The following is a 15499-nucleotide window of genomic DNA, read 5'->3' as shown; positions in this document are numbered from 1 at the left end:
TGGATGGTCCTCCACACTGAGTGACCGACCGAAGCGGTGGTGGGTCGTGAGGGAATCGCACCCGCGGTGTCTGTCATTCTCTGGTGTACGCAATGCCAAACAGCTAAGGTGCGCGGGGATTCCAGAGTCTCACCAAATGGATTGACGGTCAACACGATCACAGCCCGTATCCGAGGGCTCGTGTGCGCGCACGGCGGCAGAAGGCTCGCGGCGACGCTCCGGAAACGAGCCCGGGGGCGTGGAGATCATCCTTACTGCCGCAGCCTTCCACGGGTCGGCGGAAATGGCAACCACCAGGCGATTTCTGCTCCCCGCCGGTGCTCGCGGCATGCCATGAGGCGGGTCGGCGGCGGCCCGGAAGGCCGGTCGGCGGCCCCTCGTCAGCGGATCGCGAAGCCGTCGTACCCGCCCCGCGGCGTGTCCCAAATCTCACTCACCCCGTCGACCCGTCCGGGCGTGTCCCCGGTCCGCAGCCACTCCAGCAACTCCTCGCACCGCTCGCGGGGCCCCTCGGCCACCACCTGGACGCGCCCGTCCTCCCGGTTGATGGCGAAGCCGACGAGCCCTCCGATGCGCAGCGCGTTGGCCCGGGTGAACCAGCGGAAGCCGACACCTTGCACACGGCCCCGGACCCAGGCCGTCAGACGGACATCTTCGTTCATGCGTGCACGTTAACCGGCCAATTGCTTGCCGAGCACTTCGGCTCCGTACCCCGTGCCGTACAGTCACGCGACATCAGTGGTCACCCGTACGGGTGATTCAGATGTGGCGTTCGTGGACGCGAGTCCATGACGGTCGTGGACGGAAGGAAGTCACCGGATGGGCCGCCATCGACGCACCGCTCCCGTTGCCCCCGGAGTGCCGCCCGCCGACGCCACCACGGGCCGCCACCGAGGCGCCCGCGCCACGGGAACAGCCCACCCCGCAGGAACCGCACGCCCCGTGGGAACCGCGCCCCCCACGGGAGCAGCACGCCCCACTGCCCCCACCCGCACCGACAGCACCGCCGGCCCCCACGGGGCGCCGCGCCCCGACGCCCCCTCCCGCCCGGGCGGCATTCTGCGAACCGCACCCGTACGCACCGGCCTGCTCGGCATGTCGGCGGCGCTGGCGATGGGCGCCGTGGCGGTGTCTGCGGGGCTGCTGCCGGGCACCGGCACGTACGAGCCCGGCGGCGCGGACGGCCCCGGCGGACAGGTCCGTACCGGCGCGCTCCCGGAGGTGACCAGCACCCAGGGCGCCCGCTCACCCCTCCCCGCGGACCGCGGCACACCCCCGGCCGACCGCGGCGCCGCCCGCCCGGACACCCCCGGCGCAAGCTCCTCCGCCGACGCCTCGGCCGAGGACCGGGCCGGCAGGACCGACGACAGCGCTACCGAGAACGGCAGGCCCGGCAACGGCCGAACCGGCTCCCCCTCCGACCGCGCCGGCGCCCCCTCCAGCGCCTCCGGCGGCGCGTCCACCCCCACCCCGGCCGAGACCCGCGCGGCGGAACCGGCCCCCGCCGGGGACAGCTCCGCCGCCGCCCGGGTCCTCACCCTGGTCAACAAGGAGCGCGTCACCGCAGGCTGCGCCCCGCTCACCGCCGACGGCGGCCTCACCGACCTCGCGCAGGACTTCAGCGAGGACATGGCCCGCCGCGACTTCTTCGCCCACACCGACCCGGACGGCGCCACCCCCTGGGACCGCGCGAAGACCGCCGGCATCGCCGACCTCGGCGGCGAGAACATCGCCCGCGGCCAGACCACCCCCGAAGCGGTCATGGACTCCTGGATGAACAGCCCCGGCCACCGCGCCAACATCCTCAACTGCGACTACCGCACCCTCGGCGTAGGCCTCCACCGCTCCCCCGGCGGCCCCTGGTGGACCCAGGACTTCGGCTTCTGACGCCTCGCACGACGCCGTGTGTCACCCGCCCGGAACCGGACCGTCGGCGCGCTAGCGCGCCCTCGGTGCCCGCTGGCACCTGGGGCAGAAATAGCTCGAGCGGTTCATCCAGGAGCGGCGGCGGATGGGGGTGGTGCAGCGGCGGCAGGGTTCGTCCTCGCGGCCGTAGGCGTCCAGGGAGCGGTCGAAGTAGCCGGACTCGCCGTTGACGTTGACGTAGAGGCTGTCGAAGCTGGTGCCGCCGACGGCGAGGGCCGCGGTCATGACGTCGCGGACGTGGCCGAGGAGTTCGGTGGTGCGGGGGCGGGTGAGGGTGGCGGTGGGGCGGTCGTAGTGGAGCCGGCTGCGCCACAGCGCCTCGTCGGCGTAGATGTTGCCGACGCCGCTGATCAGGGACTGGTCCAGGAGCGCGCGCTTGATCGTCGTACGGCGGCGGCGCAGCGCCTCGTGGAACGCGGCGTCGTCGAAGTCCGCGTCGAGCGGGTCGCGGGCGATGTGGGCGATCACGTCGGGGAGGCCGTCGGGGTCGCCGGGGACGGTGGAGTGGAGCGAGAGTCCGCCGAAGGTGCGCTGGTCGACGAAGCGGAGTTCGGTGCCGACCGTGTCCGCGGGCAGGTCGGCGGCGGGCGCGACGCCGGGCGCAGCCGCCGCCGCGTCCGGGACGCTCGCCGCGTCCGTGAAACGGATCCGGATGCGCAAGTGCTTCTCGTCCGGCGCGTCCTGCGGCTGGACCAGGAGCTGGCCGCTCATGCCGAGGTGCGCGAGGACCGAGAGGTCGTCGGAGAGCGGCAGCCAGAGGTACTTGCCGCGCCGGCGGGCCTCGCCCACGCGGTGACCCGCCAGCCGCGCCGCGAAGTCCGCGCCGCCCGCGGTGTGGCGGCGCACCGACCGCGGGTGCAGGACGTCCACCGTGTCGATGGTCCGGCCGCTGACCCAGCGCTCCAGACCGCGCCGTACGACCTCGACCTCGGGCAGCTCGGGCAAGGGATCTCCTCGGGGAGGCGGATGGGCGCCGTGGGGGCGCCGTGGCGGGCGGGTTCCAGGCGCGGGGCGAAAGAAACCCCGCGAGGAAACCCCGTCCGGCGCCGGGAACGCGCCCCGGGCGCCGGAACGAGGAAACCCCGCCCGTCCCGCCCCGGTGAAGGGGCGGCCGGGCGGGGGCCGCGTGCGCGGGGCACGCGGGAAGGGCTCAGCTCGCGGGGCCGCCGGTGGTGGCTTCCGTGGCGGCCTTGGCCGCCGCGTCCGCCGCCGCGCGGATCTCCCGCCAGGCGGACTCGGCCGCCTGCTGCTCGGCTTCCTTCTTGCTGCGGCCGGTGCCGGTGCCGTACGAGACACCACCGACGCGGGCGGCAGCAGTGAAGGTCTTCTCGTGGTCCGGACCGGTCTCGGTGACCAGGTACTCAGGGACCCCGAGTCCTTCTGTTGCGGTCAGTTCCTGGAGGCTGGTCTTCCAGTCCAGGCCGGCGCCCAGGCTGGAGGACTTCTCGATCAGCGGGTCGAACAGGCGGTGCACCAGTTCGGAGGCCGCGTCGAGGCCCTGGTCCAGGTAGACGGCGCCGATGACGGCTTCGAGCGTGTCGGCGAGGATGGACGCCTTGTCCCGGCCGCCCGTGCCTTCCTCGCCCCGGCCGAGCCGGATGAACGCGCCGAGGTCGAGACCCCGGCCCACCTCGGCGAGCGCACGCGAGTTGACCACCGCGGCCCGCAGCTTGGCCAGCTGGCCTTCGGGCAGGTCGGGGTGGGTGCGGTACAGCGTGTCGGTGACCACCAGGCCCAGCACGGAGTCCCCGAGGAACTCCAGGCGCTCGTTGGTGGGCAGACCGCCGTTCTCGTATGCGTACGAGCGGTGCGTCAGCGCACGCACCAGAAGGGCGGACTCGAGCTGGTACCCGAGCCGCCCTTCCAGAAGCGTGTGGGACGAGGCCGTGTCCGCAGACGGAGTCTTCGAGGAGTTCTTCGACGAATCAGCGTCTGACATAGAGCCTGTCACCAGCCGATCAGACCTCGAGGACCTGGCGCTTGTTGTAGGTGCCGCAAGCGGGGCACGCGATGTGCTGCTGCTTGGGCTCGTGGCAGCGCTCGCACGCCACCAGGGTGGGGACCGCAGCCTTCCACTGCGACCGGCGGTGGCGCGTGTTGCTGCGCGACATCTTCCGCTTCGGAACAGCCACGGCTACTTCTCCTGCTTCTCGTCGACGCCCGCATCGGCGCCGCCCATGTTGTCCTTCTCGCCGTCCTGGATGGATTCAGCGAGTCCCTGCAGTGCCGCCCAACGGATGTCGACGGCATCGTGGTGGTGGTCCGGGTCGTCAGCGAGCCGGGCTCCGCACTCGGAGCACAGGCCCGGACAGTCGTCCTGGCACACCGGCTGCATCGGCAGTGCGAGCACCACCGCATCACGCAGCACGGGTTCGAGGTCGAACATGTCGTCCTCGAGGAAGAGGGTGTCCTCCTCGTCCTCGGCGTCGTCGTCCTGATCCGCTTCACGGACCCGGGCGTCGGCGTCGGGGTAGGAGAACATCTCCTGGAAGTCCGCTTCGAGCTCATGCTCGACCGGCTCCAGACACCTTACGCACTCCCCCTTCACGGATGCACGGGCGGTGCCTGTGACAAGCACCCCGTCCATGACCGACTCCAGGCGGAGGTCGAGCTCCGTCGGCGCGCCCTCGGGCACTCCGATGACCTCGTTGCCGAGGCTCGCAGGGGCCTCGACGGAGCGGGAGACCTTCTTCATCGCACCGGGACGCCGGCCCAGCTCGCGTGTGTCGAACACGAGAGGGGAGCGGTGGTCGAGGCGGGCGTTGATGGCTTCCTGCTTTCTACGGCGGTACGGTCCGCCCGGGCCGCCGTAGCGGCTGCCGGGCAGCACAGATCGCGGACGTATGCGCGACCGAACAGCCAGGATACTGGACGCGCCGCGATTGACCCAATCCACGGCGATCGGCCCCCGGGGAGGCGCGCCGACGGCCCTCGCGGGTCCCCGCCGGCGCCCCTGCCCGTACGGTCAGCGCCCCTGCTCGTACTGCTGCTCGTACTGCCGCAGCTGATCCAGGTCGATCATGCTGGTGTCGAAGAGGCTGGTCTCGTCCAGGGCGGCGGGCTGCTGGCCGTGGTGCTGCTGCGGCTCCTGGCCGGGCGGCATCTGCTGGGCCTGCTGGGGGAGGTACCCGCCGGCGTCGTACCCCTGCTGCGCCTGCTGCTGCCAGCCGTAGCCGTACGGGTCCTGCTGCTGGGCGTACTGCTGCGGCTGCTGATAGCCGTACGCGTCCTGGGGGTACCCCGCCGCGGCGTAGTAGTCCTGCTGCTGCGCGGCGGCCGCGGGCTGCACGTCCGGCGGCATCAGGGGCTGCGGCGGAAGCTCCGTACCGGGCTGCGCGACCGGCTGCGGGGACGCCGCCTGCTGCTGGGCGGCGGCGAGGTCCGCGAGGTACTCGGCGTCGCCGGACTGCGGCAGCCCCGTCGCGGGGTCGGTGTGCGCCGCGAACTGCGCCCCCAGCTCGTCCGTGGGCTGCGCGCCCAGCAGCTTCTGACGGCCCCGCCCGACCGCCTCCAGGGTCTTGGAGAGCACGGCCTCGAAGGCGCCGAACTTGGCGTCGACGTACGCGTCGGCCCGCTGCCGCAGCGTCTCCGGGTCCGCGCTGCGCTCGGGCGCCTCGGTGTCCGCGTACCCGTCCTGGTCCAGGCCCGGGCCGCGGCCGAGCAGCTTCTCGCGGCCGCGGTCCACCGAGCCGATGGTCTTGGTCAGCACGACCTCGAAGTTGGCGAGCTTGCTGTCGACGTAGTCGTCGGCCTCGGCGCGGATCTCCTCGGCCTCCCGGCGGGCCTCGGCCAGGATGCGGTCGGCCTCCTCCTGGGACTGCCGGGCGATCTGCGTCTCGGAGAGCAGCGAGCCGCGCTGGGCGTGCGCGCTCTCGATGATCCGCTCCGCCTCCGCGCGGGCCTCCTCGACCATCTGCTCGCGCCCGCCGAGCAGCTCCTGCGCCTGCGCGAGGGACCCCGGGAGCGCGGCCCGCACCTCTTCGAGGAGTGCCAGCAGCTCGGCGCGGTTGACCACGCAGGAGGCCGACATGGGCATGGACCGGGCATGGCCGACGGTCTCGACGATCTCGTCGAGCTTCTTCTGCACGTCCACTGGGGGCTCGCCACTCTCTGGGGGATGAAACGACGGAACGGGACCGACTGTACGGCCACCCGCCCCCGCCCCGACACCCACTGACGCCCCGTCAGCCGGACGGCCCTCCACCGCTTCCGGCGTCACTTCTCCCCGAGGCGCTCCGTGAGGGCTTCGAAGACGAAGTCCGGCACCAGGTGCGAGACGTCGCCGCCCCAGGCCGCGACCTCCTTGACCAGGCTGGACGAGAGGAAGCTGTAGGTCGGGTTGGTCGGGACGAAGAGCGTCTCGACGCCGGAGAGGCCGTTGTTCATCTGGGCCATCTGCAGCTCGTAGTCGAAGTCGCTGACCGCGCGCAGGCCCTTCACGATGGCCGGAATGTCACGCTGCTTGCAGAAGTCGACGAGCAGGCCGTGGAACGCCTCGACCTCGACGTTCCCGTACTCGGCGGTCGCCCGGCGGATCAGGTCGATCCGCTCCTCGACCGTGAACAGGCCCTGCTTGGACTTGTTGATCATCACGGCGACGTGGACCACGTCGTAGAGCTTGGAGGCCCGGGCGATGATGTCCAGGTGCCCATTGGTGACGGGGTCGAACGACCCCGGACAGACGGCACGGCGCACTTCAGGTTCCTCGCTCTCCGATCCGGTCATGACTCGCTTGCCGACGTGGCGGGCCGCTCGTCCTTCTCGTCGTCCTCGCACGTCGAAGCGGCGCGACCGTACCAAAGGGTGGCCTCGCCGTAGCGGCGGGACCGCAGGCCCTCGAAACCCTCGGGCCAGCGGAACTCTCCGCCTCGGGTGCTCCGCTCCACGGTGGCGAGCGCGTCGCCCGCGATCCAGCCCTGCGAGCGGAGTGTGAGGAGGATCTCCCGAAGATCGTCGTCGCTCACCGCGTACGGCGGGTCCAGGAAGACGATGTCGTACGGCTCCCCGGAGACCGGCCCCGCGGCGACCTGCTCGGCCTTCGCGGCACGGAACTCGGCACCCGGCAGCCCGAGGGTGCGGATGTTCTCCCGGATCGTCCGGGCGGCCTTCGCGTCGGCCTCGGCCAGCAGCACCGCGGCGGCGCCCCGGGAGAGCGCCTCCAGGCCGACCGCGCCGGACCCGCCGTACAGATCCAGCACCCGGGCCCCGGCCAGCGGGCCGTCCAGCGCCTCCCAGGTGGAGAACAGGCCCTCGCGCGCCCGGTCGGAGGTCGGGCGGGTGCCCGTGCCGGGCGGCACGGCCAGGCGCCGGCCGCCGGCCGTGCCGGCGATCACGCGGGTCATACGATCTTCGTCCTCGTCCTGTGCTGCCCATGCGGCCCATGGGCGGGGCGGGGCCGGGAACGGTCCCGCACCCCCACGATATGGCGTGCGCGCCTCACCTGCCGTCGGTCTCCTCGGCGCCGCCCACCAGCGCCGGTGAGGCGTACCGCGACCAGGACAGGCAGCCGTCCGGCGGGCAGTACTCCGGGCGGCGCGGGTCGTGGCCCAGCTCGCGCAGCTTCGTCCGTACCGAATCGGGCGTGCGGCCGAAGCGGGCGGCGATCCGCGCGATGGTCTCGCCCGCGTGGAACCGGCGGGTCAGGTCCTCCTCGTGCTGCGGCACCCAGGGGGCGCCGTGCCCGGGGAACAGCTCGCGCAGCACGTCCCGGTCCGGTATCGGCTCGGCCACGTCGGCCACCAGCGCGAGGGCGCGCAGGGCACGGTTCAGTGCGATCCGCAGCGCCGGTACCTCGGCCAGGGGCAGGGTGAGGGCGCCGGAGGCGAGGAGCGTCTCGGGCGCTTCCTCGTGCCAGCCGGTGAGGGTGAGGGTGACGGTCGCGTCGTCGTCGCTGGCGAGCTCGATGCGGAAGACCTTGTCGCCGAGCGGCAGTTCGTTCAGATGCCGGAATGCCATGAGAGGCCCCCCTGGTCCGCGCACGGCCGGCCACCGGAGAGAGAAGATCAGGACCGGCTCGTACGGAATTCAGTCTCCCAGGGGGGTCTGACAACGGTCCGGTCCTCGGGGAAGTCCGGGGCGCGGCCGGGACCACGGACCGTGGCCGGGCCGCCTCACCCCTTGTCCAGGTAACTCTCCCGCTCGGTGTCCAGCAGGGCGTCCAACGCGACCCGCAGCTCGGGGAGTCCGGCCAGCTCCGGGTCGTTCGCCACCGTCGCCGTCGCCTCCTCGCGGGCCGCCTCGATGACGTCCTCGTCCTCGATGACCGCCAGCATCCGCAGGCTGGAACGCACCCCGGACTGGGCCTGCCCCAGCACGTCGCCCTCGCGCCGCTGCTCCAGGTCGATCCGGGACAGCTCGAAGCCGTCCAGGGTGCTCGCGACGGCGCCGAGCCGGGCCCGCGCCGGACTCGCCTCGGACATCTCCGTCACCAGCAGGCACAGGCCGGGCGCCGAGCCGCGGCCGACCCGGCCGCGCAGCTGGTGCAGCTGCGAGACGCCGAACCGGTCCGCGTCCATGATCACCATGGCGGTGGCGTTCGGAACGTTCACCCCGACCTCGATGACGGTCGTCGCGACCAGGACGTCGACCTCACCGGCGGCGAACCGGCGCATCACATCGTCCTTGTCGTCCGGCTGCATCCGGCCGTGCAGCACCTCCACGCGGAGCCCGGTCAGGGGGCCCTTCGCCAGTTGCTCGGCGACCTCCAGCACCGCCAGGGGCGGCCGCTTCTCCGCCTCCTCCGCCGCGGCCTCCTCCTCGGCGTCCTTGCCCTTCTTCTTCGCCCCCTTGGGCTCCTCCTCGTCCCCGATCCGCGGACACACCACATACGCCTGGTGCCCGCCCTCGACCTCCTCCCGCACCCGCTCCCAGGCGCGCGCGAGGAAGTGCGGCTTGTCCTTGGCCGGCACCACATGGCTCGCGATCGGCGACCGCCCGGCCGGCAACTGGTCCAGTACGGAGGTCTCCAGATCGCCGAAGACCGTCATCGCGACCGTCCGCGGGATCGGCGTGGCGGTCATCACCAGGAGATGCGGCGGCTGCTTCCCCTTGGAACGCAGCGCGTCCCGCTGCTCCACCCCGAACCGGTGCTGCTCGTCGACCACGACCAGGCCCAGGTCGAGGAACTGCACCTTGTCCTCGATCAGCGCATGCGTACCGATCACGATCCCGGCCTCACCCGTGACGAGATCCAGCAGCGCCTGCTTCCGCGCGGCGGCCCCCATGGACCCGGTCAACAGCACGACCTTCGTCCCGCGCTCCGCTCCCCCGAGCATCCCGCCCTCGGCCAGCTCCCCCATCATCTCGGTGACCGACCGATGATGCTGCTGAGCCAGCACCTCGGTGGGCGCCAACATGGCCGCCTGCCCGCCGCAGTCCACGACGGACAGCATGGCGCGGAGAGCGACCATCGTGTTGTGCGTGACGGTGAAGTTGTCGGTCACGTACGCATGACTCGGGTGCGCGACGCTGATGCACTGGACCGGCTTCGTCCCGACGTACTCGACCGCTCGGATACCCCGGCGGAACGTGTTGTACTTCGGCCTTCCGCCCATGCGGCCGGCCTTCCGCGCAAGCCTGAAGGGCGGGAATTCGTCCGGCAGGGCCACGGACACGTCGAAGGCGTTCTTCTTCGGCAGCACCCGCGCCCGGCCGCCGAGCGAACGCACCAGCCAGGCGACGTCGTCGGCCAGCCGGCGCGAAACCGAGCAGAACGACACGGACATCCCGCTCTGCTGGACCGTACCGTCCGTGTCCATCAGCCCCTGCAGCACGGCCAGCCGGTCCTTCACCGGCGCGTTCTTGTAGCCGGGCGGAACGAACTTCGTGTGCGAGGTGGCACCCCACAGGTCCAGTTCACGCAGGGCCGAGATCACGGGGTTACGGCGTGTGCCGCCCTTCGGGCCGGTCAAGTGAATCGTGTAGTCGCAGTTCTCTCCCGGTACGGGCACCAGCTTGCAGGCCGGCGCCACCGCGGCGTCGACCGCCGCCACGAGGTCTTCGTCCACGCCGGAGAACCGCAGGTTGTGCCGGAAGGATCCGTCTCCCAGGAGAAGCCCCAGCAGGTACGGGTCGAGCGGCCGGGGATCACCGCATTCGAGGTCCACGGCCGCCGCGGGCGCGATGTACCACTTGGAGGCGCCGTTGGCCTTGAACGTGTCCGCCCTGATCTCGCGGGTCGTCATCACCTTCGGTCGCTCGCCGCGGTCCCACGCGCAACTGGTCGCGACGATCCAGAGGTGCTCATCATCACATTCGACGGTGCTCCCGTCCGACAGCACGAGGCGCCAGACATCCCGCTCACCCTGCGGAAACACCCCGTCCACCACGGCGATCTCACCGCTCGGCACCACCACCTCGTCGCCAACGGCCATGTCCCCCATCGCACGGAAGCCCGCCGGGGTCAGGACCGAGGAATCCAGCGGCTGGGCCTTCCCGCTGCCCACCTCTCCCTGAAGGAGCCGGTGCATCGGGTGGTCCGTGGCGAGGTCGTCGAAGATTTCGCGGCTGACCTTCTGCTGGCCGTCGGTGAGGGTGAAGGGGAGGCGGGCGTCGAAGGCGTCGAGGATGCCGTTCTCGGTCAACGGGCGGGGGACGGCGGGGAGCTGGGTCTCGGCGAAGCGGCGGCGGGCCAGCGCGACCTGGAGGACGAAGGCCTCGTCCCACTTCAGGCGGGCCCGGGCGTCCTCGATGTCGGCCCGGGTGGCGGGGCGGTGGATCTTGAGCAGGGCCTCGGGGAGCGGGACCAGGCCGCGGCCCTCGCGGAGCGCGGGCGGCAGCGGGTCGACCGCGTCGCGGGCGTTGGGCAGGACCGCGTCGACGGCCTTGGCGACCTTCCAGGACGGCATCTTCTGGGCCGCCGGATAGATCGGCAGGAGCTGGTTGGCGAACGCGTCGACGGCCTCCTCGCCGCCCTCGCCCGCGAGGAGTTCGTACTCGGGGTGGGCGAGCTGGAGCTTGCGGTTGAAGACCGAGACCTTGCCCGCGAACATCGCCCGGCGGCCCGGGAGCAGGTCGTGCCGCGGCTTGTGGATGCCCTTGCCGAAGAAGACCAGCTGGAGGCGGCCGCTGCCGTCGGTGAGAGTGACCTCCAGGCGCTGGCCCCGGCCGTGGTTGAAGGTGTGCACGCGGGCGTCGGCGACCCGGGCGACGACCGTGACGTGCTCGTCCAGCGGGAGGTCGGCGAGGGTGGTCAGCTCGCCGCGCTCGGCGTACCGGCGGGGGTAGTGGTGCAGCAGATCGCCGACCGTGTGCAGGCCGAGGTGCTCGGCCAGCACCTTCGCGGTGGTGCCGCCGAGGATCTTCTTCAGGGGTTCATCCAGCACGGGTCCATTGCACACCACGCCACTGACAAGCGGCGGGAGGACCGGGATTCGGGTGACGCGAAGGGGCGCGGGGGCCGGTCGGCCGGGGCCGGCTACTCCACGCCGATCAGCAGCAGCGGGGCCTGCCGGCCGCCCTCGTACACGACCGTGTCCACGGCGAGGTGGCGCTCGCGTACATGGCGTTCGAGCCGGTCGGCCAGGCTCTGGGGGAAGCCGTCGCCCACCACGAGGGTGACCATCTCGCCGCCCGCCGACAGCATCCGGTCCAGTACGTCGGCCGCGACGGCCGCCGGGTCGGCGCCAATCACCGCGACGTCGCCGTCCACCAGCCCCAGCACGTCCCCGGCCTGGCAGACCCCGGCCATGGTCCAGGACTGCCGTTCGGCGACGGCCAGCTCGCCGTACCGGGTGGCGCCCGCGGCCGAGGTCATGGCCACCACGTCCTCGTCGAACGAGCGGCCGGGCTCGTGGACGGCCAGCGCCGCGATGCCCTGGACCGCGGCACGGGTGGGGATCACGGCCACCCGTACGCCCTCGGTACGGGCCTGTCCGGCCGCCGCGGCGGCGGTGTGCCGCAGCTCGGCGTCGTTCGGCAGCAGCACCACCTCGCGGGCGTGCGCCTGCCGGATCGCCTGGACCAGCTCGCCGCTGGCGGGCGGCTCCCCGGGCCGTACGGAGACCACGCACGCGCCGGCCTCCGTGCACAGCCCGGCCAGCCCGTCCCCGGCCACCACCGCGACCACGGCCCGCTCCACGCGCTCGGGGGCCGTTCCCCGGGCGGCACCGGAGCTCCCGAAGTGCGTGACGCGGATCCGGTACGGGCGGCCCGCCTCGATACCGGCCTCGACGGCCGCGCCCGCGTCGTCCACGTGCACATGGACGTGGAACAGTCCGTCCCCGCCGACCACGACCAGGGAGTCGCCGAGCGCGTCCAGGCGGGTGCGGAGCCGGGCCACGGCGTCGTCGGCGGCCTCCAGGAGGTAGATCACCTCGAAGGCGGGCCCGTCGGCGGCCGCGTGCTCGTCGGCGCCGCAGCCGCCCGCGTCGGCGACGACCGCGACGGGATCGGTGCCGGCCCGTACGGCGGGCGCGCCCACCGCGATACGTACGCCGCCGGCCGCGGCCGTGCGCTCTCCGGAGAGCGCGTCGGCGAGCGCCCCGAGGACGGCGACCAGGCCGCAGCCGCCCGCGTCGACCACGCCGGCCCTGCCGAGCACCGCGAGCTGCCCCGGGGTGGCCTCCAGCGCCTTCCCGGCGCCTTCGTGGGCCGCGCGCGCCACGGCCACCACGTCACCGCCCGGCGCCACGCCCTCGGCGGCGTCCGCTGCCGCCGTCGCCACGGTCAGGACCGTGCCCTCCACGGGGTGCGCCACCGCTTCGTACGTGGACGCGGCGGCCCGCCGCAGTGCTCTGCCGAGGGCGTCGGCCGTACCGTGCTCCGCGTCACACTCCGGCGTCGTACCGGGGGCCGCCGCCAGCACCTCCGTCATGCCGCGCAGGAGCTGCGCGAGGATCGTGCCGGAGTTGCCGCGGGCCCCGATGAGCGCGCCGTGCGCCATGGCGCCGACGGCGTCGGCGAGGCCGGGGGCCGTGCCGGAGGCCGCGTGCCCCTCGAAGACGGCGTCGACGGCGCGGGCCGCGGACTCCATGGTCAGGTAGAGGTTGGTGCCGGTGTCACCGTCCGCGACGGGATAGACGTTGATCGCGTCGATCCGCTCGCGGTCCCGGCCGAGCGCCTCCAGGGCCAGCCCGCACCATGCGTGTACCGCGGCGGCGTCGAGCGTGTGGGGCACGGATGTCCTCCTCGGTCGGGGCCGTGCACCGCAGGGTAGCCGCGGACGGAGCGGGTGCTCGGGGCGGGGCCCCGAGCGGTCATGGTAGTTTCGTAGGGCGGGAGCGGTCGTTGTATGCTGCTCCGGTTGCCCGATGCGAATCGGGCCATTCCCCTCCCGGCACCGCTTGTCGTTCAATGCACTCGGCGCGCTGGGAATTACCGTAAGTGCATCTGAAGTCTTTGGAGTGACCCGTGGCTGCCAACTGCGACGTCTGCGGCAAGGGGCCGGGCTTCGGCAAGAGCGTTTCTCACTCGCACCGCCGCACCAACCGTCGTTGGAACCCCAACATCCAGACGGTGCGCGCTGTGATCGGGCGCACGCCGAAGCGGCTCAACGTCTGCACCTCGTGCATCAAGGCCGGCAAGGTCGCGCGCTGACGTTACGTCGTGGCGCAGCCTGCCGGTTGCCTTGAAGCCGGTCCACCTCAGGGTGGGCCGGCTTTTTTGCCGTTCCACCGACTTCTTTGACTGTTTTCCGGGGGCGTCCGCACCGGGATGCCGCCGCCCCCGGCATGCCTCAGCGCAGCCGCCAGCCGTGATCGACCGGGCCGATCCCTTCGCCCAGCCGGAAGCCGTGCGCGATCGCGCCCGTGACGTACTCCTTCGCCGCCGCCACGGCCTCCGGAACGGTGTCCCCGTGCGCCAGCCGCGCGGCGATCGCGCTGGCGAGGGTGCAGCCCGTGCCGTGCGTGTGGCGGTTGTCGTGGCGCGGCGCGCGCAGCCAGTGCTCCTGATCGCCGTCGGTGAGCAGGTCCACGGCGTCGCCCGACAGGTGCCCGCCCTTGATCAGGGCCCAGCGCGGGCCGAACTCCAGAACGGCCGCCGCGGCCCGCCGCATGTCGGCCTCCTCGTGCACCTGTACGCCCGTGAGCTGGGCGACCTCGTCGAGGTTGGGGGTGGCGACGGTCGCCGTCGGCAGCAGCTTCGTACGGACCGCGTCCAGGGCCGTCGCGGCGAGCAACGAGTCGCCGTGCTTGGAGACGCCCACCGGGTCGACGACCACGGGGGCGGTGGCCTCGGCGAGCAGAGCGGCGACGGTCTCGACCAGTTCGGGCGAGGAGAGCATCCCGGTCTTGACGGCCTGGACGCCGATGTCGTCCACGACGCTGCGGAACTGGGCGCGTACGGCCTCGGCGGGCAGCTCCCACGCGCCCTGCACGCCCAGGGAGTTCTGGGCGGTGACGGCGGTCAGCACGCTCATGCCGTGCGTGCCGAGCGTGAGCATCGTCTTCAGGTCCGCCTGGATCCCCGCGCCGCCGCCGGAGTCGGAGCCGGCGACGGTCAGGACGCGTGGTGGTGTGTACATGCTCCGAATCTAGACGACGCCGGCCGGGTCCGGTCGAGGCCGGTCGGCCGACGAGATCGACGCCGGTCAGCCGACCACGTCGTCGTCCCCGAAGTGGTCCCAGCCGCCCTTGGTCCAGGGCGCGCCGTCCACCGTGACCTGGGGCAGCGCGGAGGGGTTGAGGACCTCGCCGATGACCTTCCAGCGGGCGGGGAGCTTCACGTCCGGCGGGAAGGTCGCCACGATGGCGTGGTCCTCGCCGCCGCTGAGCACCCACTGCAGCGGGTCCACGCCGCAGGCGGTACCGATGTCGGCCATCTGCGAGGGCACGTCGATCTTCTGGGACTGCAGGTCGATGCGGACCTTGCTGGCCTCGGCGATGTGCCCGAGGTCGGCGACCAGGCCGTCGCTGACGTCGGTCATGGCGGTCGCGCCGAGCCCGGCGGCCGCGGGGCCCGCGTGGTACGGCGGCTCCGGCCTGCGGTGCGCCTCCACGAAGGCGCGCGGGGAGCGGAAGCCGCGGGTGAGGACGGCATGCCCGGCGGCGGACCAGCCGAGCCAGCCGGTGACCGCGACGACGTCGCCGGGCTGGGCGCCGCCGCGGGTGACCGGCTCGACGTTGCGCAGGTCGCCGAGGGCGGTGATGGCGACGGTGATGATCTCGCCGCGTACGACGTCGCCGCCGACCACGGCGGCGCCGGCGACCTGGCACTCGTCCCGCAGTCCGTCCATCAGCTCGGTGGCCCAGGTGGCGGGGAGTTCGGCGGGGACCACGAGGCCGAGCAGGATGGCGGTGGGGACCGCGCCCATGGCGGCGATGTCGGCGAGGTTCTGGGCGGCGGCCTTCCGGCCGACGTCGTAGGCGGTGGACCAGTCGCGGCGGAAGTGCCGCCCTTCGAGGAGTACGTCGGTACTGGCCACGACCCGGCGGTCCGGCGCGGTGACCACGGCGGCGTCGTCGCCGGGGCCGATGCGTACGGCCGGGGTGGAGGTGAGCCGCGAGGTCAGCTCTCTGATGAGGCCGAACTCCCCCAACTCGCCCACGGTGCCCTTCATGCTGTTGCCCTTCCCATGCGTACGGACCTTCCGTACTCCACTGACGCGTCGTGCACGGCCGGCGCCGCCCTCCCG

At 72.7% G+C, this 15499-nt stretch carries 15 protein-coding genes; 2 read left to right on the top strand and 13 right to left on the bottom strand.

What is annotated here, in order from left to right; all coding sequences use genetic code 11:
• Positions 1 to 380: 380 nt before the first annotated feature.
• Complete coding sequence (locus ABZ840_RS10040) at positions 381 to 662, bottom strand: acylphosphatase (RefSeq protein ID WP_030267085.1); 282 nt, start codon at positions 660 to 662, stop codon at positions 381 to 383.
• 280 nt (positions 663 to 942) lie between these two features.
• Between ABZ840_RS10040 and ABZ840_RS10035 the strand changes: the two genes are divergently transcribed.
• Positions 943 to 1887 (top strand): CAP domain-containing protein, encoded by a 945-nt coding sequence (locus ABZ840_RS10035; protein WP_361556170.1) that lies wholly within the window; start codon positions 943 to 945, stop codon positions 1885 to 1887.
• A 51-nt stretch (positions 1888 to 1938) separates the two neighbouring features.
• On the opposite strand, the gene mutM is transcribed toward ABZ840_RS10035, so the two are convergent.
• The 10 genes from mutM to ABZ840_RS09985 form a co-directional block, all read right to left on the bottom strand.
• The gene (gene mutM, locus ABZ840_RS10030; protein ID WP_361556167.1) at positions 1939 to 2871 is read right to left on the bottom strand and encodes a bifunctional DNA-formamidopyrimidine glycosylase/DNA-(apurinic or apyrimidinic site) lyase; all 933 of its coding nucleotides are present in this window, start codon (positions 2869 to 2871) and stop codon (positions 1939 to 1941) included.
• A 205-nt stretch (positions 2872 to 3076) separates the two neighbouring features.
• Positions 3077 to 3865, bottom strand: coding sequence for a ribonuclease III (gene rnc, locus ABZ840_RS10025; protein WP_361556164.1), 789 nt, complete (start codon positions 3863 to 3865; stop codon positions 3077 to 3079).
• A gap of 19 nt (positions 3866 to 3884) precedes the next feature.
• Complete coding sequence (gene rpmF / locus ABZ840_RS10020; RefSeq protein ID WP_028802425.1) at positions 3885 to 4058, bottom strand: 50S ribosomal protein L32; 174 nt, start codon at positions 4056 to 4058, stop codon at positions 3885 to 3887.
• Positions 4059 to 4060: 2 nt separating this feature from the next.
• Positions 4061 to 4660 carry a YceD family protein gene (locus ABZ840_RS10015; protein WP_361556597.1) on the bottom strand — a complete coding sequence of 200 codons (600 nt, stop codon included), beginning with the start codon at positions 4658 to 4660 and terminating at the stop codon, positions 4061 to 4063.
• A 231-nt stretch (positions 4661 to 4891) separates the two neighbouring features.
• Positions 4892 to 6019 carry an ATP synthase F0 subunit B gene (locus ABZ840_RS10010; RefSeq protein WP_361556160.1) on the bottom strand — a complete coding sequence of 376 codons (1128 nt, stop codon included), beginning with the start codon at positions 6017 to 6019 and terminating at the stop codon, positions 4892 to 4894.
• Between the two features lie 122 nt (positions 6020 to 6141).
• Complete coding sequence (gene coaD / locus ABZ840_RS10005) at positions 6142 to 6651, bottom strand: pantetheine-phosphate adenylyltransferase (protein WP_361556157.1); 510 nt, start codon at positions 6649 to 6651, stop codon at positions 6142 to 6144.
• Complete coding sequence (gene rsmD, locus ABZ840_RS10000) at positions 6648 to 7268, bottom strand: 16S rRNA (guanine(966)-N(2))-methyltransferase RsmD (RefSeq protein ID WP_361556154.1); 621 nt, start codon at positions 7266 to 7268, stop codon at positions 6648 to 6650. Before rsmD ends, coaD begins: the two co-directional genes overlap by 4 nt.
• 94 nt (positions 7269 to 7362) lie before the next feature.
• The gene (locus tag ABZ840_RS09995) at positions 7363 to 7881 is read right to left on the bottom strand and encodes a hypothetical protein (RefSeq protein ID WP_361556151.1); all 519 of its coding nucleotides are present in this window, start codon (positions 7879 to 7881) and stop codon (positions 7363 to 7365) included.
• A gap of 155 nt (positions 7882 to 8036) precedes the next feature.
• A complete protein-coding gene (locus tag ABZ840_RS09990) occupies positions 8037 to 11249 on the bottom strand; it encodes a helicase-related protein (protein WP_361556148.1) in 3213 nt (1070 codons plus the stop codon).
• Between the two features lie 92 nt (positions 11250 to 11341).
• Positions 11342 to 13042, bottom strand: a complete 1701-nt coding sequence (locus ABZ840_RS09985) for a DAK2 domain-containing protein (protein ID WP_361556145.1) — start codon at positions 13040 to 13042, stop codon at positions 11342 to 11344.
• Between the two features lie 233 nt (positions 13043 to 13275).
• On the opposite strand from ABZ840_RS09985, the gene rpmB reads away from it, so the two are divergent.
• Positions 13276 to 13461 (top strand): 50S ribosomal protein L28, encoded by a 186-nt coding sequence (gene rpmB / locus ABZ840_RS09980; RefSeq protein WP_030267048.1) that lies wholly within the window; start codon positions 13276 to 13278, stop codon positions 13459 to 13461.
• 139 nt (positions 13462 to 13600) lie between these two features.
• On the opposite strand, the gene thiD is transcribed toward rpmB, so the two are convergent.
• Positions 13601 to 14389: a bifunctional hydroxymethylpyrimidine kinase/phosphomethylpyrimidine kinase gene (gene thiD, locus ABZ840_RS09975; RefSeq protein WP_361556140.1), complete on the bottom strand. Its 789-nt coding sequence runs from the start codon at positions 14387 to 14389 to the stop codon at positions 13601 to 13603.
• A gap of 66 nt (positions 14390 to 14455) precedes the next feature.
• Positions 14456 to 15424: a thiamine-phosphate kinase gene (locus ABZ840_RS09970; protein WP_361556137.1), complete on the bottom strand. Its 969-nt coding sequence runs from the start codon at positions 15422 to 15424 to the stop codon at positions 14456 to 14458.
• Positions 15425 to 15499 lie beyond the last annotated feature (75 nt).

The sequence above is a fragment of the Streptomyces sp. NPDC047117 genome, from assembly GCF_040643545.1.
Taxonomy (GTDB): domain Bacteria; phylum Actinomycetota; class Actinomycetes; order Streptomycetales; family Streptomycetaceae; genus Streptomyces.
The sequence above is the reverse complement of the archived record's forward strand: the minus strand, read 5'-3'. Positions and strand labels throughout refer to the sequence as shown.

Excerpts from the sequence above, each read along its gene's own strand:
- rsmD (WP_361556154.1), bottom strand. The coding sequence starts at position 7,268 with ATGACCCGCGTGATCGCCGGCACGGCCGGCGGCCGGCGCCTGGCCGTG.
- ABZ840_RS09970 (WP_361556137.1), bottom strand. The coding sequence starts at position 15,424 with ATGAAGGGCACCGTGGGCGAGTTGGGGGAGTTCGGCCTCATCAGAGAG.
- ABZ840_RS10040 (WP_030267085.1), bottom strand. The coding sequence starts at position 662 with ATGAACGAAGATGTCCGTCTGACGGCCTGGGTCCGGGGCCGTGTGCAA.
- ABZ840_RS09995 (WP_361556151.1), bottom strand. The coding sequence starts at position 7,881 with ATGGCATTCCGGCATCTGAACGAACTGCCGCTCGGCGACAAGGTCTTC.
- rnc (WP_361556164.1), bottom strand. The coding sequence starts at position 3,865 with ATGTCAGACGCTGATTCGTCGAAGAACTCCTCGAAGACTCCGTCTGCG.
- coaD (WP_361556157.1), bottom strand. The coding sequence starts at position 6,651 with ATGACCGGATCGGAGAGCGAGGAACCTGAAGTGCGCCGTGCCGTCTGT.
- thiD (WP_361556140.1), bottom strand. The coding sequence starts at position 14,389 with ATGTACACACCACCACGCGTCCTGACCGTCGCCGGCTCCGACTCCGGC.